This window comes from Hwangdonia sp., assembly GCF_048381975.1.
In the GTDB taxonomy this organism is placed as follows: Bacteria; Bacteroidota; Bacteroidia; order Flavobacteriales; family Flavobacteriaceae; genus Hwangdonia; species Hwangdonia seohaensis.
The window spans coordinates 176,562-202,133 of record NZ_JBLWYT010000007.1 but is presented as its reverse complement, the minus strand read 5'-3'; the positions used below and the strand labels follow the sequence as shown (position 1 = coordinate 202,133).

Annotated in this window: 25 protein-coding genes; 16 read left to right on the top strand and 9 right to left on the bottom strand. The window is 36.3% G+C overall.

Features of this window, described 5'->3' with window-relative positions; translation table 11 throughout:
• Positions 1-51 precede the first annotated feature (51 nt).
• Genes ACN5J7_RS13415 through ACN5J7_RS13405 form a run of 3 tightly spaced genes read right to left on the bottom strand, consistent with a single transcriptional unit; the run spans position 52 to position 4,068 of the window.
• Positions 52-2,598, bottom strand: a complete 2,547-nt coding sequence (locus tag ACN5J7_RS13415) for a carboxypeptidase-like regulatory domain-containing protein (protein ID WP_418604303.1) — start codon at positions 2,596-2,598, stop codon at positions 52-54.
• Positions 2,585-3,499, bottom strand: coding sequence for a FecR family protein (locus tag ACN5J7_RS13410; protein WP_311942747.1), 915 nt, complete (start codon positions 3,497-3,499; stop codon positions 2,585-2,587). Before ACN5J7_RS13410 ends, ACN5J7_RS13415 begins: the two co-directional genes overlap by 14 nt.
• Positions 3,500-3,552: 53 nt before the next feature.
• Positions 3,553-4,068: an RNA polymerase sigma factor gene (locus ACN5J7_RS13405; protein ID WP_418604302.1), complete on the bottom strand. Its 516-nt coding sequence runs from the start codon at positions 4,066-4,068 to the stop codon at positions 3,553-3,555.
• A 245-nt stretch (positions 4,069-4,313) separates the two neighbouring features.
• Between ACN5J7_RS13405 and ACN5J7_RS13400 the strand changes: the two genes are divergently transcribed.
• The 5 genes from ACN5J7_RS13400 (at position 4,314) to ACN5J7_RS13380 (ending at position 8,754) form a co-directional block, all read left to right on the top strand.
• Positions 4,314-5,366 carry a hypothetical protein gene (locus tag ACN5J7_RS13400; RefSeq protein WP_418604301.1) on the top strand — a complete coding sequence of 351 codons (1,053 nt, stop codon included), beginning with the start codon at positions 4,314-4,316 and terminating at the stop codon, positions 5,364-5,366.
• A 207-nt stretch (positions 5,367-5,573) separates the two neighbouring features.
• Positions 5,574-6,626 (top strand): hypothetical protein, encoded by a 1,053-nt coding sequence (locus ACN5J7_RS13395; protein ID WP_418604300.1) that lies wholly within the window; start codon positions 5,574-5,576, stop codon positions 6,624-6,626.
• 92 nt (positions 6,627-6,718) lie between these two features.
• Entirely contained in the window at positions 6,719-7,507 is a 789-nt protein-coding gene (locus ACN5J7_RS13390) for a membrane metalloprotease (protein ID WP_418604299.1), read from the top strand.
• A 31-nt stretch (positions 7,508-7,538) separates the two neighbouring features.
• Entirely contained in the window at positions 7,539-8,132 is a 594-nt protein-coding gene (locus ACN5J7_RS13385) for a porin family protein (protein ID WP_418604298.1), read from the top strand.
• Positions 8,133-8,295: 163 nt separating this feature from the next.
• Positions 8,296-8,754, top strand: coding sequence for a hypothetical protein (locus ACN5J7_RS13380; protein WP_418604297.1), 459 nt, complete (start codon positions 8,296-8,298; stop codon positions 8,752-8,754).
• A 96-nt stretch (positions 8,755-8,850) separates the two neighbouring features.
• Here ACN5J7_RS13380 and gyrB read toward each other — a convergent pair whose 3' ends face one another.
• Together gyrB and asnB are read right to left on the bottom strand one after the other, a co-directional pair.
• Positions 8,851-10,800 carry a DNA topoisomerase (ATP-hydrolyzing) subunit B gene (gene gyrB / locus ACN5J7_RS13375; RefSeq protein WP_418604296.1) on the bottom strand — a complete coding sequence of 650 codons (1,950 nt, stop codon included), beginning with the start codon at positions 10,798-10,800 and terminating at the stop codon, positions 8,851-8,853.
• 337 nt (positions 10,801-11,137) lie between these two features.
• The gene (asnB, locus tag ACN5J7_RS13370) at positions 11,138-12,802 is read right to left on the bottom strand and encodes an asparagine synthase B (protein WP_418604295.1); all 1,665 of its coding nucleotides are present in this window, start codon (positions 12,800-12,802) and stop codon (positions 11,138-11,140) included.
• A 268-nt stretch (positions 12,803-13,070) separates the two neighbouring features.
• On the opposite strand from asnB, the gene ACN5J7_RS13365 reads away from it, so the two are divergent.
• On the top strand, positions 13,071-13,613 hold the full coding sequence (locus ACN5J7_RS13365; protein WP_311942716.1) for a DUF2911 domain-containing protein: 543 nt from the start codon (positions 13,071-13,073) through the stop codon (positions 13,611-13,613).
• An 80-nt stretch (positions 13,614-13,693) separates the two neighbouring features.
• Here ACN5J7_RS13365 and ACN5J7_RS13360 read toward each other — a convergent pair whose 3' ends face one another.
• The gene (locus ACN5J7_RS13360) at positions 13,694-14,323 is read right to left on the bottom strand and encodes a 7-carboxy-7-deazaguanine synthase QueE (protein WP_418604294.1); all 630 of its coding nucleotides are present in this window, start codon (positions 14,321-14,323) and stop codon (positions 13,694-13,696) included.
• A 140-nt stretch (positions 14,324-14,463) separates the two neighbouring features.
• On the opposite strand from ACN5J7_RS13360, the gene ACN5J7_RS13355 reads away from it, so the two are divergent.
• The 10 genes from ACN5J7_RS13355 to ACN5J7_RS13310 all read left to right on the top strand — a co-directional run bounded on the left by ACN5J7_RS13355 (position 14,464) and on the right by ACN5J7_RS13310 (position 22,348).
• On the top strand, positions 14,464-15,240 hold the full coding sequence (locus tag ACN5J7_RS13355; protein WP_418604293.1) for a hypothetical protein: 777 nt from the start codon (positions 14,464-14,466) through the stop codon (positions 15,238-15,240).
• A gap of 47 nt (positions 15,241-15,287) precedes the next feature.
• Positions 15,288-16,013 carry a hypothetical protein gene (locus ACN5J7_RS13350; protein WP_311942700.1) on the top strand — a complete coding sequence of 242 codons (726 nt, stop codon included), beginning with the start codon at positions 15,288-15,290 and terminating at the stop codon, positions 16,011-16,013.
• A 71-nt stretch (positions 16,014-16,084) separates the two neighbouring features.
• Positions 16,085-17,626: a helicase HerA-like domain-containing protein gene (locus tag ACN5J7_RS13345; RefSeq protein WP_418604292.1), complete on the top strand. Its 1,542-nt coding sequence runs from the start codon at positions 16,085-16,087 to the stop codon at positions 17,624-17,626.
• Between the two features lie 67 nt (positions 17,627-17,693).
• Positions 17,694-18,254: a hypothetical protein gene (locus ACN5J7_RS13340; RefSeq protein WP_418604291.1), complete on the top strand. Its 561-nt coding sequence runs from the start codon at positions 17,694-17,696 to the stop codon at positions 18,252-18,254.
• 26 nt (positions 18,255-18,280) lie between these two features.
• The gene (locus ACN5J7_RS13335) at positions 18,281-19,255 is read left to right on the top strand and encodes a YitT family protein (protein ID WP_311942686.1); all 975 of its coding nucleotides are present in this window, start codon (positions 18,281-18,283) and stop codon (positions 19,253-19,255) included.
• An 18-nt stretch (positions 19,256-19,273) separates the two neighbouring features.
• Positions 19,274-19,642 (top strand): cupin domain-containing protein, encoded by a 369-nt coding sequence (locus tag ACN5J7_RS13330; protein ID WP_311942680.1) that lies wholly within the window; start codon positions 19,274-19,276, stop codon positions 19,640-19,642.
• Positions 19,643-19,644: 2 nt separating this feature from the next.
• Positions 19,645-20,484, top strand: coding sequence for an alpha/beta hydrolase (locus ACN5J7_RS13325; protein WP_418604290.1), 840 nt, complete (start codon positions 19,645-19,647; stop codon positions 20,482-20,484).
• Positions 20,485-20,503: 19 nt separating this feature from the next.
• Positions 20,504-21,256 carry a pseudouridine synthase gene (locus tag ACN5J7_RS13320; protein ID WP_311942673.1) on the top strand — a complete coding sequence of 251 codons (753 nt, stop codon included), beginning with the start codon at positions 20,504-20,506 and terminating at the stop codon, positions 21,254-21,256.
• A gap of 76 nt (positions 21,257-21,332) precedes the next feature.
• Positions 21,333-21,893 carry a hypothetical protein gene (locus ACN5J7_RS13315; protein ID WP_418604289.1) on the top strand — a complete coding sequence of 187 codons (561 nt, stop codon included), beginning with the start codon at positions 21,333-21,335 and terminating at the stop codon, positions 21,891-21,893.
• 5 nt (positions 21,894-21,898) lie between these two features.
• A complete protein-coding gene (locus tag ACN5J7_RS13310; protein ID WP_418604288.1) occupies positions 21,899-22,348 on the top strand; it encodes a VOC family protein in 450 nt (149 codons plus the stop codon).
• On the opposite strand, the gene ACN5J7_RS13305 is transcribed toward ACN5J7_RS13310, so the two are convergent.
• The 3 genes from ACN5J7_RS13305 to ffh form a co-directional block, all read right to left on the bottom strand.
• Positions 22,341-23,081 (bottom strand): TIGR02206 family membrane protein, encoded by a 741-nt coding sequence (locus tag ACN5J7_RS13305; protein WP_418604287.1) that lies wholly within the window; start codon positions 23,079-23,081, stop codon positions 22,341-22,343. The two genes, ACN5J7_RS13310 and ACN5J7_RS13305, sit on opposite strands and share 8 nt — an antisense overlap.
• Before the next feature lie 34 nt (positions 23,082-23,115).
• Positions 23,116-23,988 (bottom strand): bifunctional 5,10-methylenetetrahydrofolate dehydrogenase/5,10-methenyltetrahydrofolate cyclohydrolase, encoded by an 873-nt coding sequence (locus ACN5J7_RS13300; protein ID WP_418604286.1) that lies wholly within the window; start codon positions 23,986-23,988, stop codon positions 23,116-23,118.
• 122 nt (positions 23,989-24,110) lie between these two features.
• A complete protein-coding gene (gene ffh, locus ACN5J7_RS13295) occupies positions 24,111-25,439 on the bottom strand; it encodes a signal recognition particle protein (RefSeq protein WP_418604285.1) in 1,329 nt (442 codons plus the stop codon).
• Between the last annotated feature and the right edge of the window lie 133 nt (positions 25,440-25,572).

The window sequence follows — 25,572 nt, the reverse complement described above, 5'->3', positions numbered from 1 at the left end:
TAATCGTAAAAATAATACGTTTTATCGATTTTTTAATATGGATTCGCTATTCTAAAAATTGATTCTAAAACTTAAATTGGGCGTTAAACCAAGTGATTTATTATCAATTTGTATGGCTGAATTTGAATCTTCAGGGTGCACTTCGTAATACCTATTGATGCTATTTTCTTTATTCGTTACATTAATAACTCCTAAACTTATAGCTCCGTTAGATGTGTTTGTTATATTAAAATTATATTTTAAGGAAACATCCAATCGGATAAAATCATCTAAGTTTTCATTATTCGGAAGGTCGTAATTTACAACCGTATTATTGCCATTTTGTATGGTTTCATTCCCTTCAACGGGTTTTGTATATGGCGCACCAGACCTCCAAATACCACCTATGGATACTTTTAAATCATCCCTAATATCATAATTAAAGGCCATGGACATCGAATGCCTGACATCCACATTGTTTGGAAAAACGGAGGGCGTTATACTTTCAAATTCATAATCATTAACACTGTAGGTATAACTCACCCAAGCACTATAGGATTCAGCCGTTTTATTCATTAAAAATTCAACACCCTTTACATGATAGCTTCCCGCGGCATTTATATATTGAAAATTATTATAAAAACCTTGGTTGGATGCGGTTATCCCATCAACTAATTTATAAAATCCTTCAACATCAATTACCAAATTATTCTGATTAAACTCGAAACCGAAAGACCCTTGTTTACTTTCAGAAATAGGAATCGAACTGTTATTTGCCAAAATCCAGCGGCGGTTTTCAACGCCTAAAAAATCATCTTGAAAATCGATAATCTGTGTGGCAGATTGGTTTTTAAATTCACCTTGTAACTTTAATGCAAAGCGATTATTTAGTTTTTGTCTAACATTTAGCCGGGGCTCAATAATCATTTTATTGAATTTCTGAAAATAATTCCCCCGAACACCCAACCTCAAATACGTATTGTGTTTATTAAATTCTATTTCACTAAAAAGCGCATGGTTGAGCAACACGTCCTTTTTGGTTTTATCGTAAGACGGTGCGCTAACCGTGGTTTCATTTAAAATGCCTATTTCACTGAATTGATAGCCATTTAAAACATTCAGATTATCATTAATCTTAAAATTGGTTTTAAGCTTTACTCCCGTTTCAAGAACTTCGTTTGCTTGGGTTAATTTTTGATCGGTTTCAATTCTATAATCAACAGCATCCACATTATATTTTGAATAAAAAGCATTGATTTCAGTTGAAAATTTAGCATGCCACTTCGCATTCCAGTTTGCACCAGCGCCCAAGTTTTGTTGCTTTAAATTACTGGTTTTTGAATCTGTTTCATCATCGGCATTGGTATAACTTTCAGTATAATCCAAGTTATTGTTTATGCCAATAATGTTAGCCCTAAATTTATGATTCTCATTAAAATCGAAAAGCAATTTAGCGGTATAGTCGTAAAAGAAAAAATCGGACGATTTGTTACTCTCGCTTATGTTATCGCTATTTGTGGTGAGCTCGCTATCTTGAAAACTGCGTTCAAAATAAGTGTCGTAAGTCGGTGTACTGAAAACATCGGTAAAAGAGCGCCTCCCCGATATATGAACGGCTAGCTTTTTACTTAGTGGTATTTCCAAAAAAGCATCGGCATGTATTAAATTAGCACCTACGCCGCCTTTAAAACCTTCATTTATTTTGTTTTTGGTAGACATATTAATGGTGCTAGACACGCCATCGCTAAACTCGCTTGAGGTTCCGTTTTTGGTCACCGAAACTTGGTTTGTCAAATACGGGTTGTAAGCTGAGATAAGCCCGAAAAAATGCCCCGAATGATACATTTTAATGTTATCCCAAAGAATGAGGTTTTGGTCGTTTGTACCCCCACGAACATTAATGTTTGCGATACTTTCATTAATGCTTTCAACACCTGGTAAAGCTTGAATGGATTGCATAATATCCGGTTCTGCGAGCCCGGGTAAAATACCAAACTTTTCGGTATTTAAAATCGTGCTACCATCAATGCGTTTTTGTAAACCTGTGGTTAAAAATTTGGTGATTAGAATCTGATTGAGTGCTTCACTTTTAACTTGCATTTCTATGGTTTTACACGTGTTATTTAACAACATTAAATCCGCAGCTTTAAACACCTGTGTTTCAAATCCTAAAAAAGAAATAATTATCGATTTATTGACATCTACTTCATCTAAATTAAAAGTGCCTTCTATATCTGTGATCACACCTTTTGTAGAATTTTCAATTAAAACCGAAGCCCCAAGCAAGGGATCTTTAGTTTTTTCTGAAACCAAAACACCACAAATAGCAATGGTTTTGTTAATTGTGGAAACCGTGATATAGCGCTCGTTAAGAAACTTGAAATTTAAAAGTGTGGTAGCGTTTAAATTTTCTATGATTTGTTTTAATGTGTCTGATTTGTTTGGTATATCTACCAAAACATTACTAACATCATCTATCGAATAGGAAAACTTGACATCAAATTGATTTTCTAATTGCTGTAATACATCTAATAACGGTAGTTTTTCTTGTGCTTGTAAACCAAAAGAAAAGCAGCAATAGACAGAACATAAAACAATGAAGTGTTTAGTTTTTGTCATAGTTATATAACTCAACTTTATTACCGTTTATTTTGTAGCTTAATTTAAGCGGAATGGTTACAGATTGTAACGCTATGTTTTTATCGGTGTGTGTAAAACTACCTGAAAATGTTTTGGCAACATCTACTTTTGATGCATCAATGATTATATCGTATTGAATTTCCAATTCGTTAACAATTTGCCAAAGCGGTACATTATCAAACGAAGATTCCTTGGCTAACCACGATGGTGTTTCTGCGTTAAAATCCTTGGCCAATACAATTTGGTTATTTACAACCCTAAACGTTTTCCCTGGGATTAATATCGTTTTTTCTTTGTTGTGTGTAACACTTACAGAACCTTCGTAGCATTGTACTTCAAAATAATTCGGGCGTTTTTTTACATTAAATTGTGTGCCTAAAACTTGAATGCTTCCGGCGTTTGTATTAACGGTGAATTTTTCGCCTTTGGTTACCTTAAAAAAAGCTTCGCCATTTAAATCAAGACTTCGGCTTTTTTTCCAAGTTTTTTTATTGAAAGACAGTTTGGACTGTGCATTTAAAATTACCTGAGAATCATCAGGTAGATTAAAAGTTTCTGTTTGTGCAATAGCTGTTGAATAGGATTTTGTATTGTTAAAGAATAAAAAATAGGACGACGTAAGCATAACCACCAAAATGGCAGCCACCTTTAAAAATGATTTGAAATTTAAGGGAATAACTTTAGATTCTTTCTTTTTAAAAGATTTAGTTTTAAAATCTGCTAAAGCCTTTTGTGCATCTACTTTAGGCACATCAATTTGTTTGGCATAAAAGGCAGTTTTTACCAATGCAGAAAAGTCTTCGTCGGGATACAGCTTTTTAATCTCCGCGGTAGAGATGTCACCATCAAACCATTTTAATATGTCGTTTTCTTTATTCATTTTTTGTCTTTTATACAATTAAGACACCTATATATAAGTTTACCCTACCCGAGTTAAATATTTTCTATATGTGCTCTTAAAATTTTTAGTGCGCCAGACATTCTTTTTTCAACTGCTTTTTGAGAGATTTCTAGCATTTCTGCTATTTCTCGATACTTTTTACCGTCTATTCTGTTTAATAAAAACACCTCGCGTTGCGCTTCGGATAGTAAAGCTATGGCGTTTTGCAACTTAGTTTTAAACTCTTCTTCCTCTAATAAATATTCTGGACTCTCATTGGTTTTATCAATGTAAGGTGCAGCTTTGGCGTATTCCAAAACCACTTTATTATGCTTTACTTTATTTAAAAACAAATTATTAACGGTGGTAAACAAATACGTTTTTGCCTTTGTAAAATCAATTTTACAGCAGTTTTCCCATATTTTAGAAAAGGCGTCCTGCACCAAATCCAGGGCATTATCCTTATCTCCACATTTATAGTATGCAAAATTACTGGCATGCTGAATGTGCTCTAAATAAAAGGCATTAAAGTGGGTTTCTTCACAAAGTTTGGAGCTATTGGTTGCCATGTTTAAAGCAGATTGTTCAATATTTATAATTTAAAAAACAATCACAAAAGTAGTATAAAATTATGTTTTGAACCCCATAAAACTTACGCAAATTATATATACACAAGCTTTAAACAATTACACAAAACACTAAAAAAACAAAATTATTAAAATTTAAGTAGGGTAAATTTAAAAAGGATTGTCTTAAGTACAGAAAGCGAAAAAATCGCAAAAAAGAAAAATATTAAAACCCAAAATTTATTATCATGAAAACTTTAAAATTTATTACTGCAATCTTATTACTGAGCTTTATAGGATTTACTTCTTGTCAAGATCAAGATGACCATCTAAACGAAGAAAACCCCAATGCCAATGCTGCCAACTCACAAACGGCCAAACAACTAAAACAATCGTCTATGCACAACGGTAGTTTTGACGACCTTTTAGATGGTGTATCTTGCTCCTCTATTTTACTACCAGTTACCGCCACTGTTAATGGCACCGAAGTTCATGTAGTTAATGAATCTGATTACGAAACTGTAATTGATATTTTATCAGAATACAACAATGATGAAGATGAAGTTATATTACATTTCCCATTATCGGTTAAACTTAGTAACTATACCGAGGTTGAAATAACTAATCAAATTGAGTACGACGCCTTAATATCGGCATGTAATCAAGCAGAAGGCACCACTAACGAGGCTATAAACTGTTTAGGTATTAACTTTCCTATTACTGTTTTCTCGTACAATTTAAACTTCGTACAAACAGGCAGTGTAGTAATAGAATCTGAAAAGGCTTTATACACGTACATGACTAACTTTGGTAACGATGAGTATTTCGCAGTAAACTACCCCATTACAGCGACATTAAATAGCGATACTTTGGTAACTATTACAAGTGATTTAGAATTGCAGTCAAAAATTTCAGACTGTCTTGCAACAGAAGACGAAGAAGAGCAAGCTGAAGAAAATGCTAAAACCTTAGAAAATATTTTAGTTGAAGGCGCTTTTAAAGTAGAATCTTTTATTGACTCTAGCGTTGAAAAAGCAGATGATTACGCCAACTACACAATTGAATTCGCTGGCAACTTAACCTGTACGGCTCAGAATAAAGTAGATGCAACTGCTAATGCCGTTCAAGGCACCTACAATGTAGCCTCTAAAATAGAAGTATTTGTTAACTTAACCTTCTCCGGAAACGCTTCTTTTGAGTTACTAAACAACAATTGGGAAGTAACAAGTTTTTCACAAAGCTCCATCTCTTTACAAAGCACAACAAATGCAGCAGTAACTTTAATTTTAGCCCAAATATAGTTAAGTTTGCATTTGTGACTTATGTTATGAAACAGCTGCCTTAATTCAAGACAGCTGTTTTTTTTAAGCTTATAAACATGCTAAAAGAAGATTAAAATAAAAAAACATTAATTTAAAGTAGGGTAAATTTAAATGTAGTTGTCTTATTTATAGAAAGGCGAAACATTCGCCAAAAAATAAAAAAATTCAAACACAAAAAATAGTATTATGAAAACCTTAAAATTATTTACAGCAATCTTATTTCTTTCATTTTTAGGATTAACCTCTTGTCAAGATGAAATTGATAGTGAAAATGGTCAAAATCCAAATACCAATTCCCCAAACTCTGAAACAGCAAGTAACCTAGAGCGTTCCTCGATGCACGATGGAAGTTTTGATGACTTTTTAGATGGCATTTCATGCTCATCAATAATATTGCCTGTTACAGCCACTATTAACGGCACAGAATTAACCATTGTTAGCGAAGCGCAATTCGATTTGGTATTAAGTATTTTAGGAGAATTTATTAACGATAATGACACCATTGAATTTCAATTTCCGCTATCAGTAATGACGAGCAATTACACCGAAGTTCAAATAGCCAATCAAACCGAATACGATGCCCTTTTAAACGCTTGTGAGCAAGCCGAACAAAATGGTGAAGCGGCTATTAATTGTTTAGACATCGATTTTCCTATAACCATTCTAACCTACAATTTAAACTTAGAGCAAACAGGTAGCGTGGTTATTGAATCTGAACAACAATTATATACCTACATGGATAATTTAGGAAGCAATGATAGATTTGCTATCAACTACCCAATTACTGCGACCATAAATGGAGATACCGTTGTAGAAATTGCAAGTGATTTGGATTTAAAAACTCAAATTACAGATTGTTTAGCTACTGATGACATTAAAGAAGAAGCCGAAGAAAACGCTAAATCCCTAGAAACCATTTTAGTTGAAGGCGCATTTAAAGTTGAATCGTTTGTAGTTGCCGGTGTCGATACCGCAAATGATTATGCAAACTATTCTATAGATTTTGCCAACGATTTAACCTGCTTAGCAAAACACACGGTAAATGCAACCATTAGCGATGTTCAAGGGACATACGCTGTAACATCAGAGCTTGAAGTATTCTTAAATTTAACTTTTACGGGTAATGCTACTTTCGAATTATTAAACCATACTTGGGAAGTTACAAGCTATTCGCAAAGTTCTATCTCTCTGCAAAGCACAACAAATGCCGGAATAACTCTAGTGTTAGCCCAAATATAAAACTAGATTGGCATTTGTTACGTATGTTATGGTAAAACAGCTGCTAAAATTTAGCAGCTGTTTTTAAAAAATAAACAACAATTATTTTCAATATGAAGTACAGACTTTTAATAGCACTTTTGCTCATTGTTTTTTTAAATGCGTGTTCTAAAGAAGAAGTATCCAGTCAAGACGAGGCTAATAACGGTGGCACAGAATCGAACAAAGCTGCAAACCAAAAATCAACGGGAGCTTCGGCCAACGATCTTTTATCGAGCAGCACATTTAAAAGTATGGTTATCGAGCTTGTTTATGTAGACGGTTTTGAACCTTCAGAAACTTCCGTAAATAATTTAAAGTCTTTTATTGAAGCACGAACCTTTAAGCCCCAAGGCATTACAGTTGAAAAAAGAGCCATTGCACCAACAGGTAAAGCCAAATACAGCACTGAGGATATAATACGTATTGAAGAATCCAAAAGAACAAAATACAACACCAACAATCAAATTGCGGTTTGGGCATTTTTTGCAGACGGAGAATCAAATAAAAATACCGAAAATGGTGTTGTTTTAGGTACTGCATACCGAAACACCTCATTTGTTATTTTTCAAGAAACCATTGAAGATTTAAGCAATAGTGCTTTTGAACCCAACAGAAGTGTTTTAGAAACAACGGTTATTACACATGAATTCGGACATATTTTGGGGTTAACAAATCTAGGAACAGCAATGGTGACCAACCACGAAGACAGCTCACATCCTAAACATTGTAACGTTGAAAGCTGTTTAATGTACTGGTCTGCCGAAACCGGCGATGGTTTGTCCAATTTAATTGGAAGCAGCAAAGCACCCGAATTAGATGACCAATGTATTGCCGATTTACAAGCCAATGGCGGAAAATAAAATATCAAGAAAACTATTAAACCTACAAACAATGAAAAACACATTTTTAACATTAAGCTTAATTTTTACAACTTTATTTAGCTTGCAAGCACAAGAAAACAATAGCAATAACAATTCTAACGCAGGGATAAAATTTGGTTACAACCTCGCCGCAGTAAGTTTTGATGGCGATACAGAAACCGGTCAGCGACACGCCTTTCATTTAGGCTTTTATGGCGAATCGTTTTTAAGCGAAAGTGCTGCCCTTCAAATTGAATTTTTATACTCGCAACAAGGCTATGAACTTAGAGATAATGGCGGCACATTTACCCAAAAATTAGATTATTTAAATCTTCCTTTATCATTAAAACTATATCCAAGCGAAAGCTTCTTTTTAGAAGCGGGCCCACAAATAGGTTTAGCGATTTCACATAAGGAAGAATTTGATAGTAACTTTGGACTATTTGATACCTCTCAAGAATTTGAACCAAATACACTCGATTGGGGTTTTAACTTTGGAGGCGGCTTTAAAACAAGTTCGGGCGTATCATTGGGTGTAAGATATCATCTCGGAATGGGCGAAGTATACGACGAAGGAAGCCCACAAAACAGAGTTTGGCAATTCTCCATAGGATTTGATTTTTAACTTCTAAACCAAGGCTGTCTAAAAAAATTAGGCAGCTTTTTTTCTTTTTAACAATCCATTACTCTGAAATAACAGAATTGAAGGTAGGGTAAAAAACTTTTTGGTTGTCTTATTAATGTAAGCACTTGTTAAGTGCATTTATTAAATATTAAAATTAAAAATTATGACAACATTTAAATCAATAGTACTAATAGCAGTGTTAGGTTTTTCGTTTGTAATTCAAGCTCAAGAAACAGAGATATCAAATGAAACAACGATGGATAAAAAATCATATTATCAAAAAAGAGCTTTAGAAGACGCCCAATACGAACAACAATTTCGTGCCAAAACTGAAGCCGAGGAAGAGGCATTTTGGAAAGAACAAAAAGCTTATGAAAAAGATTTAAAAAGAAGAGATAGAAAAGCGCACAAAGCTTACATGAAGGGAAAGCGAGATGCCTATGCCGAACATTATGAGCACTGCAACCACCATTGTCATCATAGTGATTACTATTACCATCATGCCACGGTTTATTATTATAGCTACGATGGGCACTACTCCCACAGATACCCTAGAAGAAACACCGTGACCACAAGAATAAACGTAAGTACTCCAAGGATTGGTTTGGGATTAGGGATTTAAACAAGCATTTTAATTAATCCTAAAACACCTCAATCATATCCATAAAAAATGTCGCTTAAATTAAGCGACATTTTTAATTCTATAAATTAATTTTAATTATGCATCAATATTGGCATAAATAGCATTCTTCTCTATAAATTCTCTACGCGGTGGCACCTCATCGCCCATCAACATTGAGAAAATCCTGTCTGCCTCTGTACCGTTATCGATTTGTACTAAACGCATGGTTCTAAACTCAGGATTCATGGTGGTATCCCAAAGTTGCTCAGCGTTCATTTCACCAAGACCTTTATAACGTTGAATTTTTGAACCGTCTCCAAATTCTTCAACAATCTCATCGCGTTCTTTATCAGACCAAGCATATTGCTTCTTTGCTCCTCTTTTAACTAAATATAACGGAGGTGTTGCAATATAGATATGATTATTCTCTATCAATTCCTTCATATACCTAAAGAAGAACGTTAAAATTAAGGTGGCAATGTGGCTACCGTCAATATCGGCATCACACATAATCACAACTTTATGGTAACGTAATTTTGAAAGGTTAAGCGCTTTACTGTCTTCTTCTGTTCCAATGGTAACCCCTAAAGCTGTAAAGATGTTTTTAATCTCTTCATTTTCAAACACTTTATGAGTCATGGCTTTTTCAACATTCAAGATTTTTCCACGCAACGGAAGAATGGCTTGAAAAGCTCTATCTCTACCTTGTTTAGCCGTTCCACCTGCCGAATCACCCTCAACTAAAAACACTTCACATTTTGCAGGATCTTGCTCGGAGCAATCACTTAATTTCCCAGGCAAACCACCAATGCTCATTACGGTTTTACGCTGCACCATTTCTCGGGCCTTTTGAGCTGCATGACGTGCTTGAGCTGCCAAAATCACCTTTTGTACAATGATTTTAGCATCATCGGGATGTTCTTCCAAATAATCGGTTAACATTTCAGAAACAGCTTGACTAACAGATGCTGAAACTTCACGGTTACCTAATTTGGTTTTTGTTTGTCCTTCAAATTGTGGTTCTTGAACTTTTACCGAAATAATGGCTGTTAACCCCTCACGGAAATCATCACCGGCTATATCAAATTTCAATTTATCAAGCATCCCAGATTCATCGGCATACTTTTTAAGGGTATGGGTCAATCCGCGACGGAAACCCGATAAATGCGTTCCACCTTCGTGTGTGTTAATATTGTTTACATAAGAATGCAGATTTTCAGCATACGATGTATTATAAATCATGGCCACCTCAACAGGCACGCCATTTTTTTCACCTTCAAAAGCTATAACCTTATTAATCAATGGCTCGCGGTTTCCATCTAAAAACTTGATAAATTCCTTTAGACCTTCTTCAGAATGAAATGTTTCGCCTTCAAATTCGCCATCATCTTTTTTATGTCGTCTATCTATTAAATGAATAGTTATTCCTTTGTTAAGATAAGCCAGTTCGCGCATTCTACTTGCCAAAGTATCGTAGCTATATTCTAGTGTTTGTGTAAAAATGCTTGGATCTGGCTTAAAGGTTACTGTAGTTCCTCTTTTATCGGTTTCACCAACCTTTTTAACAGGATACATAGGTTTCCCTTTTTCGTATTCCTGTTCCCAAATTTCACCTTTTCTATAAACCGTGGCTTTGAGTTGAGTTGACAAGGCGTTAACACAACTTACACCAACACCATGCAATCCTCCGGAAACTTTATAAGAATCTTTATCGAATTTTCCACCGGCACCAATTTTAGTCATTACAACCTCTAGTGCGGAAACGCCTTCTTTTTTATGTAAATCTATTGGAATACCACGACCATCATCTTCCGTAGTAATGGAGTTATCCTCGTTTATGGTTACTGTAATATTATCGCAATGTCCTGCTAAAGCTTCATCAATTGAGTTGTCTACAACCTCATAAACCAAATGGTGCAAACCTCTAGTGCCAGTGTCTCCAATATACATGGAAGGACGCATGCGCACATGCTCCATACCTTCTAAGGCCTGAATACTGTCTGCCGAATAATTGTCCTTATTAAATTCTTCTCTTTTTTCGCTCATATGATATTATTTTATAATCTTTTTATAATTATATTTTACACAAAAAAAGATGCTATTTAGCATCCTTTTGAATACAAACAAATATACGAAATAACAAAGCCTTTAAAAAGCATTTTAACGAGTTTGTTTAATAATTATCAACAATTGTTAATTACTCGAAACGCTCTTAAATCGCTTAAAAAGCACCTTAAAATTGATTTTGATGGTTTTTCAATCTTTTGTAAATAATAAAATTTACAAATCCTTTTAAATCGCATATTTTTAGATTTTATCATTTAAAAAAAGACCAACAAAAAATGCTAGTCTTTACTTATATAACAAAATAACCGATTACTATTTAGTAAGCATCATCATGCACTTTTGCAACTGCTCTACCCGACGGGTCGTTCATATTCTTAAAAGCCTCATCCCATTCCAAAGCTATTTTTGTGCTACAGGCCACACTTGGTTCTTGTGGCACACTTAATGCGGCAGCATCACTCGGAAAATGTCCTTCAAAAATGGTTCTGTAATAATACTCTTCTTTGTTTATTGGCGTTTGAATTGGGTAACGGTATTTCGCATTCTCCATTTGCTCGTCGGATACTTCTTTTTCAACCAACTCTTTCAAGGTATCAATCCAACTGTAACCTACACCATCGCTAAACTGTTCTTTCTGTCTCCATGCCACGCTTTCTGGAATCATGTCTTCAAACGCTTTACGAATCACCCATTTCTCCATGCGCTCTCCGTTAATCATTTTATCTTCTGGGTTGATGCGCATCGCCACATCAATAAACTCTTTATCTAAAAATGGCACGCGCCCCTCAATTCCCCAAGCTGCCAAACTCTTGTTGGCCCGCAAACAATCATACATGTGTAACTTGCTTAATTTACGCACGGTTTCTTCGTGAAATTCTCTAGCATTTGGTGCTTTATGGAAGTATAAATAACCTCCAAAAATCTCATCGGCACCTTCACCGGATAATACCATTTTAATGCCCATGGATTTAATAACCCGCGCCATTAAGTACATTGGTGTTGACGAACGTATGGTAGTAATATCGTACGTTTCAATGTTATAAATAACATCCTTAATCGCATCCAAACCTTCTTGAATGGTGAACTTTATTTCGTGGTGCACGGTACCAATATGGTCCGCTACTTTTTTGGCCGCGGCTAAATCCGGTGAACCTTCCAAACCTACAGAGAATGAGTGCAATTGTGGCCACCATGCTTTTTCTTTATCGTCTGCTTCAATACGTCTTTCAGAATATTTTTTAGCAATCGCCGATGTTACCGAAGAATCCAATCCACCCGAAAGTAAAACACCATAAGGCACATCGCTCATTAATTGTCTGTGTACGGCATCTTCCAAAGCTTGTTTCACTTCTGTTATGCTGGTTTCGTTGTCTTTAACCGCATCATATTCCGTCCATTCCCTGTTGTACCATTTTACAAACTCGCCGTCTTTACTGCTTAAATAATGCCCTGGAGGAAACAGTTCAATTTTTGTACAAACACCTTCCAAAGCCTTTAATTCTGAAGCAACATAAAACGTTCCGTGTTTATCCCAACCGATATATAATGGAATAATGCCCATGTGATCTCTGGCCACAAAGTATTCGTCTTTTTCAACATCGTAAATAGCAAATCCGAAAATACCGTTCATTTCATCAATAAAATCAACGCCTTTTTCTTTATACAATGCTAAAATCACCTCGCAATCGCTTTCGGTTTGAAAGCTATATTTGCCATCAAACTGCTTGCGTAACTCACGATGGTTATAAATCTCACCGTTTGCGGCAAGTATCAGTTTTTTGTCTTCGCTAAATAAGGGTTGTTTTCCCGAAGCCGGATCAACAATGGCCAAACGCTCGTGCGCTAAAATGGCTTTATCATCGCTATAAATACCGCTCCAATCTGGTCCGCGATGACGAATGGTTTTAGACATTTCTAATATTTGAGGTCTTAAATCTTCAGCCTTCTGTTTTAAATCGAATGCACATACAATTCCACACATAATCTTTATCTTTATCTTTATAATATATTTTATTCTAATTAACGGTACAAAAATGCCATTATAGTTTTATTATAAAAACACAAAGTGTAAAATTGGTTATAATTTGAAACCAAGTATTTGTTATTAATATAAATATGAAACTATATTGATGAATTTCTAAAAGATATTCTTGAAGATTGTAAACTTTAACATACCGGAACGACTTTTATAAAAATATTAAGACAATATCGCATTACCTTTAAATCATTCTAAAAACCTAAAAAACATTATGAAAAAATCAACACTTATTACAACCATTGCTTTTGCATTTGTTATGCTGTTAACCACTAATGTGAATGCTCAAAAATTTAGTAAATTGGATAAAAGCCCAATGGATGCCGCGGCATTTCCAACGGATTACAAAGATTCGAACAAATTAATTAAGATTGTTTATAGCAGACCGCAACTTAACGGAAGGGACTTAGCCACTTTGGCTCCAAACGGAAAAGTATGGCGAACCGGAGCTAATGAAGCGGCAGAATTAACGCTTTATACCGATATGAAATTAGGCAGCACTACCGTAAAAGCTGGAACGTACACGTTTTATGTGATTCCTGGTGAAAAAGAATGGACTGCCATTATTAGTACCGACTTAAATGTTTGGGGTTCTTATTTTTATAATGAAGCCAATGATGTAGCGCGTTTATCGGTACCAACATCGACTGGAGAATCTTTAGAGGCTTTCTCAATTGCTTTTGATGAAGCCGACAACGGTGTAAATATGCATTTGGGTTGGGGCACCGCGAGAGTAACGGTTCCGTTTACTAAATAAGACGCTCGCAAGACTTTAGACAAAATTAAATGTTCCAATAGTTTTTATACCATTGGAACATTTTTTATTTAATCCTGAATTTAAGGAATATTCAAATATTTATGGGTTTGCAACGATACTTTCCATTTGGGGTTTTTCATAACATACTCTACTATTTCCGGCACCACTTTGTCGCGTTTGCTCCACTCGGGCTGTAAATATAAAATACAGTCTTTATTTACTTTGGCCGCTTGTTCTTCCGCAAAACGAAAATCGTCTTTATTGTAAACAATCACTTTAAGTTCGTGGGCCTTTTCATAAACCTCTTTGGTTGGCAATTTTAATTTCTTTGGAGACAAGCAAATCCAATCCCAAGTGCCCGTTAGTTTATAGGCACCCGAGGTTTCAATATGCGTTTGCAAGCCTTCAGCCTTCAGCCTATCGGTTAAAAGCGTCATGTCCCAAGTTAATGGTTCGCCACCGGTTATTACAATGGTATCGCTGTGTTTTTTTGCGTTTTCCACAATTTTGAGAGTGTCGGTTGGCGGGTGTAAATTGGCATTCCAACTTTCTTTTACATCGCACCAATGGCAACCTACATCGCAGCCTCCAATGCGAATAAAATAAGCCGCAGTGCCCTTATGATAGCCTTCGCCTTGAATGGTATAAAACTCTTCCATTAAGGGCAGCATTTCGCCTTTGTCAACTAATAATTGTGTTTTTTTATCCATAGCAAGTATTACAACGGACAAAGATACACATTCCTCGAATTTATATTATATTTTTTGGTATTCAATCAAACTTTGATAAGTTTGTAATCCCTAGCTTACAATTAATACAAGTAAATTGCTAACGGCAATCTCTCTAAAGAATGAAAAAAATAGCGTTTTCAATAATGCTGCTTTGTGGCAGTTATTATTATTGTGCCGCACAAGTTGGTATTGGCACAACAACCCCAAACACGTCATCCATTCTTGATGTGGAATCTACAGACAAAGGTGTTCTTATCCCCAGACTTACAACCGTTCAAATTAATGCAATTGTTAATCCAGCCAATGGGTTACTTGTTTTCAACTCCACTACTAATCGGTTTGAATACAACTACGGCACTGCGGCGACACCAATTTGGTTTCCTTTAAATTCAAATCCGGTCAGCTCGGATACGGGAAATATCATTTCCGCAGGCACAGATTCTGCCGCTTATTTGGGCGCTACCACATACATTGGTAGTTTTATAATTTCCAGTACCGGACATCAGAGTATTACGGGTTTACCCTTTAGGCCAACTTCGATAAAATTCTCTGCCCATGCCAATGTTGAAAGTTATAATGTCAATGCGAATAACGGCGTAGGAAACAACAACAATACATTTCAGAATGCTTTTGGCTCTATGCAAGGTTATGCCACGCATTATAGTGGCAGCATTCAGCAACAAGCTATATATGTTGGTGGCAATGGCAATTCAATAAACAATATTTCCAGATACGCATCCAATTCTAGAGCGATTGGTATCAGATATTCCAATCAAAACGGTAACAATTTAGGATTAACAGCCGCTTCTGTAATCAGTTTTAACAGTAATGGTTTTACTATTAACGTTACCAATCATACTGAAAATATTGTAGTGATATATGAAGCTTACAGATAAGTATAATATGTTCAAAGCAAAAATAAATCCCTCTCAAACTCTCTCAAATGAAAAAAATAGCGTTTTCAATTATGCTGCTTTGTGGCAGTTTTTATTTTAGTGCCGCACAAGTTGGCATTGGCACAACAACTCCAGACACATCATCCATTCTTGATGTTGAATCTACGGACAAAGGTGTTCTCATCCCCAGACTTACAACCGTTCAAATTAATGCTATAGTTAATCCTGCAAATGGATTAGTGGTATACAACACCGATTTGAATGAATTTCAGTTTAATTGCGGTAGCCCTGCCATACCAGATTGGAGCCAAATTTCCCATGGTAGTTCTGTAAAATATAGCAACACTAATACAACAGCAAATTTAAATTCCGGGGCTTATTCCAATATCCCTATTTTTGGTTCGTTAGATTGGAACGATAACACCAGTTTATACACCGTTGCCGGCAATGTTTTAACCATCAACACTACGGGCAGGTACAGAATTACAGCCAACATCTCTTATCGAGTCCCAACAGTAGGTGGAAGTACTGATACACGTGTATCGGTCGAGGCACAAATAGCCATTAACGGCACACCAACCGGAACCATTGGCAACACGGGTTATGTAAGACATGCTAACGGCCATACCGAAGCCTCTCTTCATATAACCGAGGTTTTCAATATCACAGCTGGACAAACCATTAGTGTGCAAACTATTAGAGGTGGCAATTCTGCTCCTGCACGTTTTAGAAGTGTTGGCACCTCAAACATTTATGTTGAAAAAATAAAATAGCGTTTGTTTCACCCTAAACACTATTTTTTTCTTCTTTATTTTTCCTTTACTTTTATGCAAATTTTTAAACCATGAGTCATAAGGATACTTTTTTTAAATACATTACCGACGGCAATACCACAAAAGGCGATTACATTCCTATTGGGGCCGCTATGTTAAACGGCGAAACCGTTACTGGTGCTCATGTAAAAATCCCTTTAAAAACCTTGAACCGCCATGGTTTAATTGCGGGAGCTACCGGTACCGGCAAAACAAAATCGTTACAGGTTTTAGCCGAAAATTTAAGCGATAAAGGGATTCCTGTTTTACTGATGGATATTAAAGGTGATTTAAGCGGATTGGCACAACCAAGCCCCGGGCACCCGAAAATTGATGAGCGCCATGAAAAGATTGGATTACCGTTTGAAGCCAAATCATTTCCAGTTGAAATCTTGACCCTTTCTGAACAAGATGGCGTAAGATTGAGAGCAACCGTTAGCGAATTCGGCCCCGTTTTATTGTCGCGTATTTTAGATTTATCTGAAACCCAATCTGGTGTTGTTGCCGTTATTTTTCAGTATTGCGACGACAACAAATACCCCATTCTCGATTTAAAGGACTTTAAAAAAATACTGCAATACGCTACCAATGAAGGTAAAAAGGAATTTACCGAAGCTTATGGCAGGATATCAACCGCATCAACTGGTGCTATTTTACGTAAAGTCGTAGAACTTGAACAGCAAGGTGCCGATTTGTTTTTTGGTGAAACCTCGTTTGATGTACAGGATTTATTACGCATTGATGAAGATGGCAGAGGCTACATTAACATTATCAGACTTACCGATATTCAAGACAGACCCAAACTGTTTTCAACATTTATGCTGAGTTTATTGGCTGAAATTTATTCAACTTTTCCGGAGCAGGGCGATAGTGACAGACCAGAACTTATTATGTTTATTGATGAAGCGCATTTAATTTTCAATGAAGCATCAAAAGCCTTGTTAAATCAAATTGAGAGTATTGTAAAATTGATTCGTAGTAAAGGTGTCGGATTGTATTTTGTAACCCAAAACCCCACCGATGTTCCCGAAGCGGTTTTAAGCCAATTGGGGTTAAAGGTCCAACATGCCTTAAGGGCTTTTACGGCAAAAGACAGGAAAGCCATTAAACTAACCGCACAAAATTATCCCGATTCGGAGTATTACGATACGGCCGAAGTTTTAACATCATTAGGCATCGGGGAAGCCTTAGTGTCTGCTTTAGATGAAAAAGGACGCCCCACACCACTTGCCGCTACCATGATGCGCGCGCCTATGAGCAGAATGGATGTGTTGACCGATAGCGAGTTGAGCAACTTATTATCGCAATCTAAAATGGTTAAAAAATATAATGAAACCATTGATAGGGAAAGCGCTTATGAAATGCTTAACGAAAAAATAAAACAAGCCGAAGCCGAAGAAGCCAAGGAAAAAGCGCGCCAAGAACAAGAAGCCCTTAAAAAAGCAGAATCTAAACAACGAGCGTCAACCACCAGACGACGAAGCACGCGCATCAATCCGATAGTTAAAGTACTTACAAGCGCCACCTTTATAAGAAGTGCTTTTGGGATTCTTACAAAACTGATGAAAAAATAGTCCCCGCTGTCACTAAACGACATCTCCCCCAAAGGGATAAAAACAACAAGTAAAACCAAATTAACACATGAATAAATCAATTTTAGTCCTTACTATCTTAACCCTACTTTTAACCAGCTGCAAAAAAGAACAAGATCCATTTCAAATTAGCAAGCACCATATTGGTATGCTAACCGACTCTACCCAAGTTAAAGATTTAGAAAGCGTTTTCAGCAACGATTCTATCGTTAAGTTTATCAGTGGTGACGAATTTACGGGCAACAGTAATGATATTAAAATTTTTGAAAAGGGTGGTAAAAAGCTATTGTCCTTAACGCCTAGGCAATCATTGGATTCAACATCGGTTATTGAAAGTGTTCAAATTTTCGACGCTCGATTTAAAACCGACAAAAACATAACCACATTAAGCACTTTTAAAGATATTGCCAATAATTATACTATTACGAGGATAGACAATTTAATAAACTCCATTGTTGTTTCTGTAAACGAAATTAACGCAGCCTTTACTATTGATAAAAAAGAATTACCTGCCAACCTTCGTTTTGATATGAATTTAAGCATTGAAGCGGCTCATATTCCCGATGATGCCAAATTGAAATATTTTTTCTTAAATTGGAGTAAAATTTAATAAATAAAAATTCCAAAACAAAACCTATGATCCCTTTTATCTCAAAGCTTTTAGTAAACGTAGCTCGCAAAAAGCTTAAAGGTAAAAACGCCGATAGTTCGTTTGAAAAAAACGACCTTGCACCAACGGTTAGAAACCTTCAAATAGAATTATCGCACGCCGTTAAAGAATATTTTTTTATCATAGTTGGTGTGTTTTCTGCGGGGTTTGGGTTAAAAGGCTTTTTACTGCCCAATAAATTTATAGATGGCGGCGCCACAGGCATCTCGTTATTATTAGAGCATGTTACCTCATTAAATTTAGGTTTGTTACTGGTACTTGTCAATCTTCCTTTTTTGTTTTTGGCATCAAAAACCATTGGCACTAAATTTGCCTTAAGAAGTATTGCCGCCATCACTTTTTTGGCATTTGTAGTCCATTTTGTAGACTATCCCATTATTACAGAGGATAAATTACTAATAGCCGTTTTTGGCGGTTTCTTTTTGGGCTTGGGCATTGGCATGTCTATGCGAGGTGGTAGCGTTATTGATGGCACCGAGGTTTTAGCCATTTATTTGGGGCGAAAATTATCGCTTACCATTGGCGATGTATTGCTGCTTATTAACATCATAATCTTTTCTGTGGGTGGTTATATTTTATCCATGGAAACCGCGCTTTACGCCATATTAACCTATTTAGCTGCCGCACGTACCGTTGATTTTGTTGTTGACGGTGTTGAAGAGTATGTGGGCGTTACTGTAATTTCGAACAAGCACGAAGAATTACGACTTATGCTTACAAAAAAACTAGGACGTGCATGCACTATTTATGCTGGGAAAGGTGGCTTTGGTAAAAACGGCGAAAGCTACGATAAAGACATTATCTATACCATTGTAACCCGTTTAGAACTGGCGAAATTACAAACTGAAATTGATAAAATTGACGAAAAAGCCTTTGTTATTATGGGCGTTGTAAAAGATTTAAAAGGCGGCATGATTAAGAAGAAACCGATGAAGAGCTAGAAGTTAAAAAAATTAAATATGTCCAAGAAAAAATATACCATTCAAAACTCACCCTTTGTTGTTCCAACTACCGATGGCAAGATTATAAACGAACATTTTGGAAAGGCTACCAATGGAAATACCAATATAAGCATTGCCCACATGAAAGCACCTGCCGGTTGGAGCGAACCATTTCAAACGCCTGAATTTGATGAGTACACGTTTATCATCAGGGGCAAAAAGCAGTTTATTATTGATGGTGAGACCGTAGTTTTAAATGCTGGCGAATCTATTAAAATAGAAAAAAACACGAGGGTACAATATTCCAATCCGTTTACCGAAGTATGCGAATACATTGCCATTTGCACACCTGCGTTTTCCATCGATTTAGTAAATAGAGAAGGATAAAAATGAAAAAGAAAATTGAAAAAGCGCTACCTAAAATAGTTGGCAAATTAATAAACACAAGCAGCTACGTTTCAAAAACATATGCTGCAAATAAGGCCATGGCTCTTTTTGCAACACCGAGAAAAGGAAAAATAACCCCTGAGCAATCCGCTTATTTAAAAACTGCCAATACCTTAGACATGAAATACGATGGTTTAAAAATTGCAACCTATCATTGGGCGGGCAATGGCAAAACCATTTTACTGGTTCATGGTTGGGAGAGCAATACGGCAAGATGGAAAAACCTTATTTCGGTTTTACAAAAACACCAGTACAACATTGTTGCTTTAGATGCGCCAGCCCACGGAAATTCGGGTTGCGACACCTTTAACGCTATTTTATATGCTGAATTTATACATGTAGTATCTAAAAAATTTCAGCCGGAAATAATCATTGGGCACTCGGTAGGCGGTATGGCTTCTATCTTTTTTCAAAAAGAATACCAATTACCGGGTTTAAAAAAAATGATAGTGCTTGGAGCACCAAATGAATTTACAGACATTTTTGAAAACTACACCAATCTATTAAGCTACAATTCTAAAGTAATCAATGCGCTTGAAGATTTGATCCTTAAACGTTTTGGAGCACCAGCAAACACGTTTTCATCGGCAAAACATAGTACTTTAATTAATGTTGATGGTTTAATTATCCATGATAAAAAAGACAGAATCATTCCCATAAACGATTCCGAAGCCATTCATAAAAACCTAAAAAACAGTAAACTTATCCAAACTAGCGGTTACGGACATTCATTAAATAACGATGTGGTGCACAACCATATTATTGAATTTTTAAAACCATAGATTGTTGTACTTTTGCAGCATGGGCGAATCATTAAAACGTATCAACAAATTTTTAAGCGAAGCTGGATATTGCTCGCGCAGAGAAGCAGACAAACTCATTGAAGCTGGCAGAGTAACCATTAACGGCGTGGTGCCAGAAATGGGTACAAAAATTGCGCCCAACGATGTGGTGCATGTTGACGGCGAAGAAATTAAAAACACCAAAGAAGCCTTTGTGTATTTGGCTTTTAACAAGCCCGTAGGTATAGTTTGCACCACAGATACGAGTGTAGAAAAAGATAATATTATCGATTTTATCAACTACCCAAGGCGCATTTTTCCTATTGGCAGATTGGACAAACCCAGCGAAGGTTTAATACTTTTAACGGACGATGGCGATATTGTAAATAAAATCCTTAGAGCCAGCAATAACAACGACAAAGAATATATTGTTACGGTTGATAAGCCTATTTCCCAAACGTTTATTGAACGGATGTCTGGCGGGATTTATCTTGAAGAATTAGGGAAATCGACCAATAAATGTGTCGTTAAAAAAATAAATTCGCATACGTTTAGCATCATATTAACCCAAGGCCTAAACCGGCAAATTCGCCGTATGTGCGAATACCTAAATTACGAGGTGCAAACGCTTAAACGCATTAGGATTATGAACATTAAACTGGATATGCCCGTTGGAAAACATCGCGAATTGACCAAAGATGAGTTTAGGGAATTAAATAATCTTTTGGACGGTTCCACCAAAGTCCACATGAAAAATAGCCGCAAAAAATAATAAGCAGCTTGTTAATTTAATCATAAAACCTTTATTGCTCTTTCATTTCTTAGTTAACTTTAGAAAAACGTTAATTATGAAACCTATAACTACCTTGCTCCTATTAATGTCCTGCTGTGCTTTTGCACAGTATAATTACGATGTATCGGAAGCATTTCCTTTTGGGCAAGCCCATCCAAACGCGCCGGAACAAATTAAAGATTTCGATGCGCTTATTGGTGAATGTCAGTGTAAATCGACATCCAGAAAACCAGACGGCACTTGGAATGATGCCATCGATATGATTTGGCGGTGGAAGTATATTATGAATGGTATGGGCGTACAAGACGAAACCTTGAAAGCAGATGGCGGTCATTCGGGAAGCATCAGGCAATTTATTGCCGATAGCAGTAAATGGTACGTTCATTATTATTCGTCTAAAACACCTTCCACTACATTGTCAACATGGACTGGAAACAAACGGGAAAACGGAAACATTGTACTGTATCGCGAACAAAAAGCACCCAACGGAATGGATGGTTTTTTTCGATTAACCTTTTACGATATTAGCAAATTGGGTTATAAATGGATTGGGGAATGGGTTGATAAAACCGAAAAAATAGTTTATCCAACTTGGAAAATTGAATGCAAAAAATAAATACTATGTTTATAAAAACATTTAACAAAACTACAAATATGCTATCTCCTTTTCATATCGCCTTTCCGGTTTACAATCTAGAAACTTGCAGAACATTTTATCGCGATATTTTAAATTGCGAAGAAGGGCGAAGCAGCGACCATTGGGTGGATTTCAACTTTTTCGGGCACCAATTGGTTATTCATTACAAACCCAAAACAGACACCGATTTACACACCAATGCAGTTGACGGAAAATCTGTTCCCGTGCCCCACTTTGGCGTGGTTTTAAATTGGGATGTGTTTCACGCTTTCGCGGAAGAATTAAAAAGCAAAAACATTGAATTTATTATTGAACCATATATTAGATTTGAAGGTTTGGTTGGCGAGCAAGCCACCATGTTTTTTTACGACCCATCGGGAAATGCTTTAGAATTTAAAGCCTTTAAAGACAACACCCAACTGTTTGCTAAATAGCAGATAACTCCTTTTTTCGCTTTCTTTCAACTAAATAAAAAGGCAAATAAATCAGTAAAAAATAAGGAATAATGATGATTTGAACGACGATAATATATATGGGCCACGGACCGAAATAATCCAACAATGATGCAGACTCTGGTTTTTCATTCAAATAAAAATAATTGGCATTTAAAATAAAATTGATACTCACCATAAAAACAACGTAAAGCTGCAACGCAAAAAACGATCTAAAAACACTTTTAAGTGTAGGTTTCATTTTAAAAACAAAAATGGCATAAAAAACAATAATTAATAGCCCCAAGTGAACGGTCCAATATCTAAAGTAATCAAAGGCTGGAAATCCGTCGGGAATATCTGGTGTTAAAACGCCTTGTGTGGTTCCTGCAACTATCCAAAATAACAATATTTCGAACATCCAAAATTTTCTATAATAGGTAAAAACAGGAATTAATAAGGCTATAAAACTGCACAAATACAAAGGTAAATCTGTTTTGATATTGTAGTCTCCCAAACTTATTTGGTATAAATGGAATGCCAATACAACAAAAGAAACCAAGCACCCAAATTTGTGCAACGCCTTTTCTTGCTGGCTTCTGCTAAATTTTCGTTTGTTGTATTTAATAAATAGAATACAAAACAGCACCGAAAAAAGAATAGGTAGTATATGTTCTAGACTACCAATGGCAACTCTTTTAAATAAAAAAATTGCGTTATAAATCAGGAAATTCATAGAGCGCAATTTAATAAAATTCCAACCATCAATTTTAGTGCCTTTCTCTTGCCAATAAAGTATTTTTAAGCAACATGGCAATCGTCATGGGGCCAACACCTCCGGGAACCGGTGTAATATAGCTCGCTTTTTTACTAACACTTTCAAAATGCACATCGCCAGCTAGTCTGTAGCCGTTTTTCTTTGTTGCGTCTGGCACACGCGTTATGCCCACATCAATAATAACCACATCTTCTTTAACCATATCTCCCGTTAAAAATTCTGAAATTCCAATGGCAGCAACAATTATATCGGCTTCTTTAGTTATTTCCACCAAGTTTTTCGATCGGCTATGTACCACAGTTACAGTAGCATCGCCAGCTTTTCTTTTTTGGCTCATTAATATACTCATTGGGCGGCCTACAATATGGCTTCGTCCCATAACCACAACATTTTTACCTGAAGTTTCTACCTGGTAGCGCTCTAACAATTCAAGAATTCCGTAAGGTGTTGCTGGTAAAAAGGTTGGTAAACTTAAAGCCATTTTTCCAACGTTGGTGGGATGAAAACCATCCACATCCTTATCCGGGTTTACGGCCATTAGAACTTTTTGTTCATCAATTTGTTCGGGTAATGGCAACTGCACGATAAAGCCATCAATGGCATCGTTGGTATTTAAATCGTTTATCTTTTCAAGTAAATCTTCTTCGGTTGTGTATTCGGGCAACTCGATAAGTGTGGAGTTAAACCCGACGCGTTTACAAGCCTTAACTTTGGCGTTAACATAGGTCATACTTGCGCCATCAGACCCGACTAAAATCGCAGCGAGGTGCGGCACTCTTTCGCCTTTTTCAACCATAGCTTTTACATGATTCGCTATTTCCTCTTTAATGTCGTTACTTGTTTTTTTTCCGTCTAAAATTGTCATGTCTTATTCATTTTTGCCGCGAATTCACGAATGATTTTTTCTCGCAAAGCCATAAAGGCGCAAAGTTTATTTTATTTTTTTTGAAAATTGCAACTGTTGACTGCATACTGCCAACTGAATACTTATTTCATCCCCTTCATCATTTGCATCATTTTTTTACCGCCGCCACCTTGCATCATCTTCATCATTTTACTCATTTGATTGAATTGTTTTAGCAACTGATTCACTTGTTGAACCGAAGTTCCCGAACCACTACCAATACGCTTTTTTCTACTGGCATTTATTATTGAAGGATTGCTTCGTTCTTTTGGCGTCATGGAATGAATAATGGCTTCAATTCCTTTAAAGGCATCGTCGTCAATATCAACATCTTTCATCATTTTACCGGCGCCGGGAATCATGCCCACAAGATCTTTCATGTTCCCCATTTTTTTGATTTGCTGAATTTGCTTCAAAAAATCATCAAAACCAAACTGGTTTTTGGCGATTTTCTTTTGGAGTTTTCTGGCTTCAACCTCATCAAATTGCTCTTGGGCACGTTCAACGAGCGACACCACATCACCCATCCCGAGAATACGGTCTGCCATACGCGATGGATAGAACACATCGATAGCTTCCATTTTCTCGCCCGTACCAATAAACTTAATGGGTTTATTAACTACAGATTTAATTGAAATGGCGGCTCCACCACGGGTATCACCATCTAATTTGGTAAGGATAACACCATCAAAATTCAAGGTATCGTTAAAGGCTTTTGCTGTGTTTACGGCATCTTGCCCTGTCATGGCATCGACTACAAATAATGTTTCTTGCGGTTGGATGGCTTTATGGATGTTCGATATTTCGGTCATCATTACCTCATCGACAGCTAAACGACCTGCGGTATCGATAATAACCACATTAAACCCGTTTGCTTTGGCATGGGCAACACCTGCTTGCGATATGGCAACGGGATCGTTATTTCCCCTATCGCTAAAAACCTCAACACCAATTTGGTCTCCAACAACGTGTAATTGGTCTATGGCGGCAGGACGATACACATCGCAAGCAACCAAAAGCGGTTTTTTTGTTTTTTTGTTTTTAAGATAATTGGCCAATTTACCAGAAAATGTGGTTTTACCAGAACCCTGTAAACCGGACATTAAAATAACACTTGGATTGCCCGAAAGGTTAATACCTTCGGCATCGCCACCCATGAGTTCGGTAAGCTCGTCTTTAACAATTTTAACCATAAGTTGCCCAGGCTGAAGCGTTGTTAAAACGTTTTGCCCCAAGGCTTTTTCTTTAACCCGGTTGGTAAAATCTTTGGCTATTTTAAAGTTAACATCGGCATCAAGTAAGGCACGACGTACTTCCTTTAATGTTTCGGCTACATTTACTTCGGTAATGCTTCCATGTCCTTTAAGAACGTGTAAGGCTTTATCTAATTTATCGCTTAAATTATTAAACATGGTTTTTAAGTATTCTGTGGACAGCCCGCTGTATGCAGTCTGCTCTATAATTAAAATTTAAGTTGCAAAAATAACGAAATATTTCGTTTTTATAGGCTTGAATTACCCTTTTACTTAAACTAGTTTAAGCTAA

Excerpts from the sequence above, each read along its gene's own strand:
- ACN5J7_RS13415 (WP_418604303.1), bottom strand. The coding sequence starts at position 2,598 with ATGACAAAAACTAAACACTTCATTGTTTTATGTTCTGTCTATTGCTGC.
- ACN5J7_RS13330 (WP_311942680.1), top strand. The coding sequence starts at position 19,274 with ATGTCCAAGAAAAAATATACCATTCAAAACTCACCCTTTGTTGTTCCA.
- ACN5J7_RS13400 (WP_418604301.1), top strand. The coding sequence starts at position 4,314 with ATGAAAACTTTAAAATTTATTACTGCAATCTTATTACTGAGCTTTATA.
- ffh (WP_418604285.1), bottom strand. The coding sequence starts at position 25,439 with ATGTTTAATAATTTAAGCGATAAATTAGATAAAGCCTTACACGTTCTT.
- asnB (WP_418604295.1), bottom strand. The coding sequence starts at position 12,802 with ATGTGTGGAATTGTATGTGCATTCGATTTAAAACAGAAGGCTGAAGAT.
- ACN5J7_RS13360 (WP_418604294.1), bottom strand. The coding sequence starts at position 14,323 with ATGGATAAAAAAACACAATTATTAGTTGACAAAGGCGAAATGCTGCCC.
- ACN5J7_RS13380 (WP_418604297.1), top strand. The coding sequence starts at position 8,296 with ATGACAACATTTAAATCAATAGTACTAATAGCAGTGTTAGGTTTTTCG.
- ACN5J7_RS13310 (WP_418604288.1), top strand. The coding sequence starts at position 21,899 with ATGTTTATAAAAACATTTAACAAAACTACAAATATGCTATCTCCTTTT.
- ACN5J7_RS13325 (WP_418604290.1), top strand. The coding sequence starts at position 19,645 with ATGAAAAAGAAAATTGAAAAAGCGCTACCTAAAATAGTTGGCAAATTA.
- ACN5J7_RS13410 (WP_311942747.1), bottom strand. The coding sequence starts at position 3,499 with ATGAATAAAGAAAACGACATATTAAAATGGTTTGATGGTGACATCTCT.
- ACN5J7_RS13320 (WP_311942673.1), top strand. The coding sequence starts at position 20,504 with ATGGGCGAATCATTAAAACGTATCAACAAATTTTTAAGCGAAGCTGGA.
- ACN5J7_RS13335 (WP_311942686.1), top strand. The coding sequence starts at position 18,281 with ATGATCCCTTTTATCTCAAAGCTTTTAGTAAACGTAGCTCGCAAAAAG.
- ACN5J7_RS13365 (WP_311942716.1), top strand. The coding sequence starts at position 13,071 with ATGAAAAAATCAACACTTATTACAACCATTGCTTTTGCATTTGTTATG.
- ACN5J7_RS13385 (WP_418604298.1), top strand. The coding sequence starts at position 7,539 with ATGAAAAACACATTTTTAACATTAAGCTTAATTTTTACAACTTTATTT.
- ACN5J7_RS13305 (WP_418604287.1), bottom strand. The coding sequence starts at position 23,081 with ATGAATTTCCTGATTTATAACGCAATTTTTTTATTTAAAAGAGTTGCC.
- ACN5J7_RS13395 (WP_418604300.1), top strand. The coding sequence starts at position 5,574 with ATGAAAACCTTAAAATTATTTACAGCAATCTTATTTCTTTCATTTTTA.
- ACN5J7_RS13350 (WP_311942700.1), top strand. The coding sequence starts at position 15,288 with ATGAAAAAAATAGCGTTTTCAATTATGCTGCTTTGTGGCAGTTTTTAT.
- ACN5J7_RS13355 (WP_418604293.1), top strand. The coding sequence starts at position 14,464 with ATGAAAAAAATAGCGTTTTCAATAATGCTGCTTTGTGGCAGTTATTAT.
- ACN5J7_RS13405 (WP_418604302.1), bottom strand. The coding sequence starts at position 4,068 with ATGGCAACCAATAGCTCCAAACTTTGTGAAGAAACCCACTTTAATGCC.
- ACN5J7_RS13390 (WP_418604299.1), top strand. The coding sequence starts at position 6,719 with ATGAAGTACAGACTTTTAATAGCACTTTTGCTCATTGTTTTTTTAAAT.
- gyrB (WP_418604296.1), bottom strand. The coding sequence starts at position 10,800 with ATGAGCGAAAAAAGAGAAGAATTTAATAAGGACAATTATTCGGCAGAC.
- ACN5J7_RS13345 (WP_418604292.1), top strand. The coding sequence starts at position 16,085 with ATGAGTCATAAGGATACTTTTTTTAAATACATTACCGACGGCAATACC.
- ACN5J7_RS13300 (WP_418604286.1), bottom strand. The coding sequence starts at position 23,988 with ATGACAATTTTAGACGGAAAAAAAACAAGTAACGACATTAAAGAGGAA.
- ACN5J7_RS13340 (WP_418604291.1), top strand. The coding sequence starts at position 17,694 with ATGAATAAATCAATTTTAGTCCTTACTATCTTAACCCTACTTTTAACC.
- ACN5J7_RS13315 (WP_418604289.1), top strand. The coding sequence starts at position 21,333 with ATGAAACCTATAACTACCTTGCTCCTATTAATGTCCTGCTGTGCTTTT.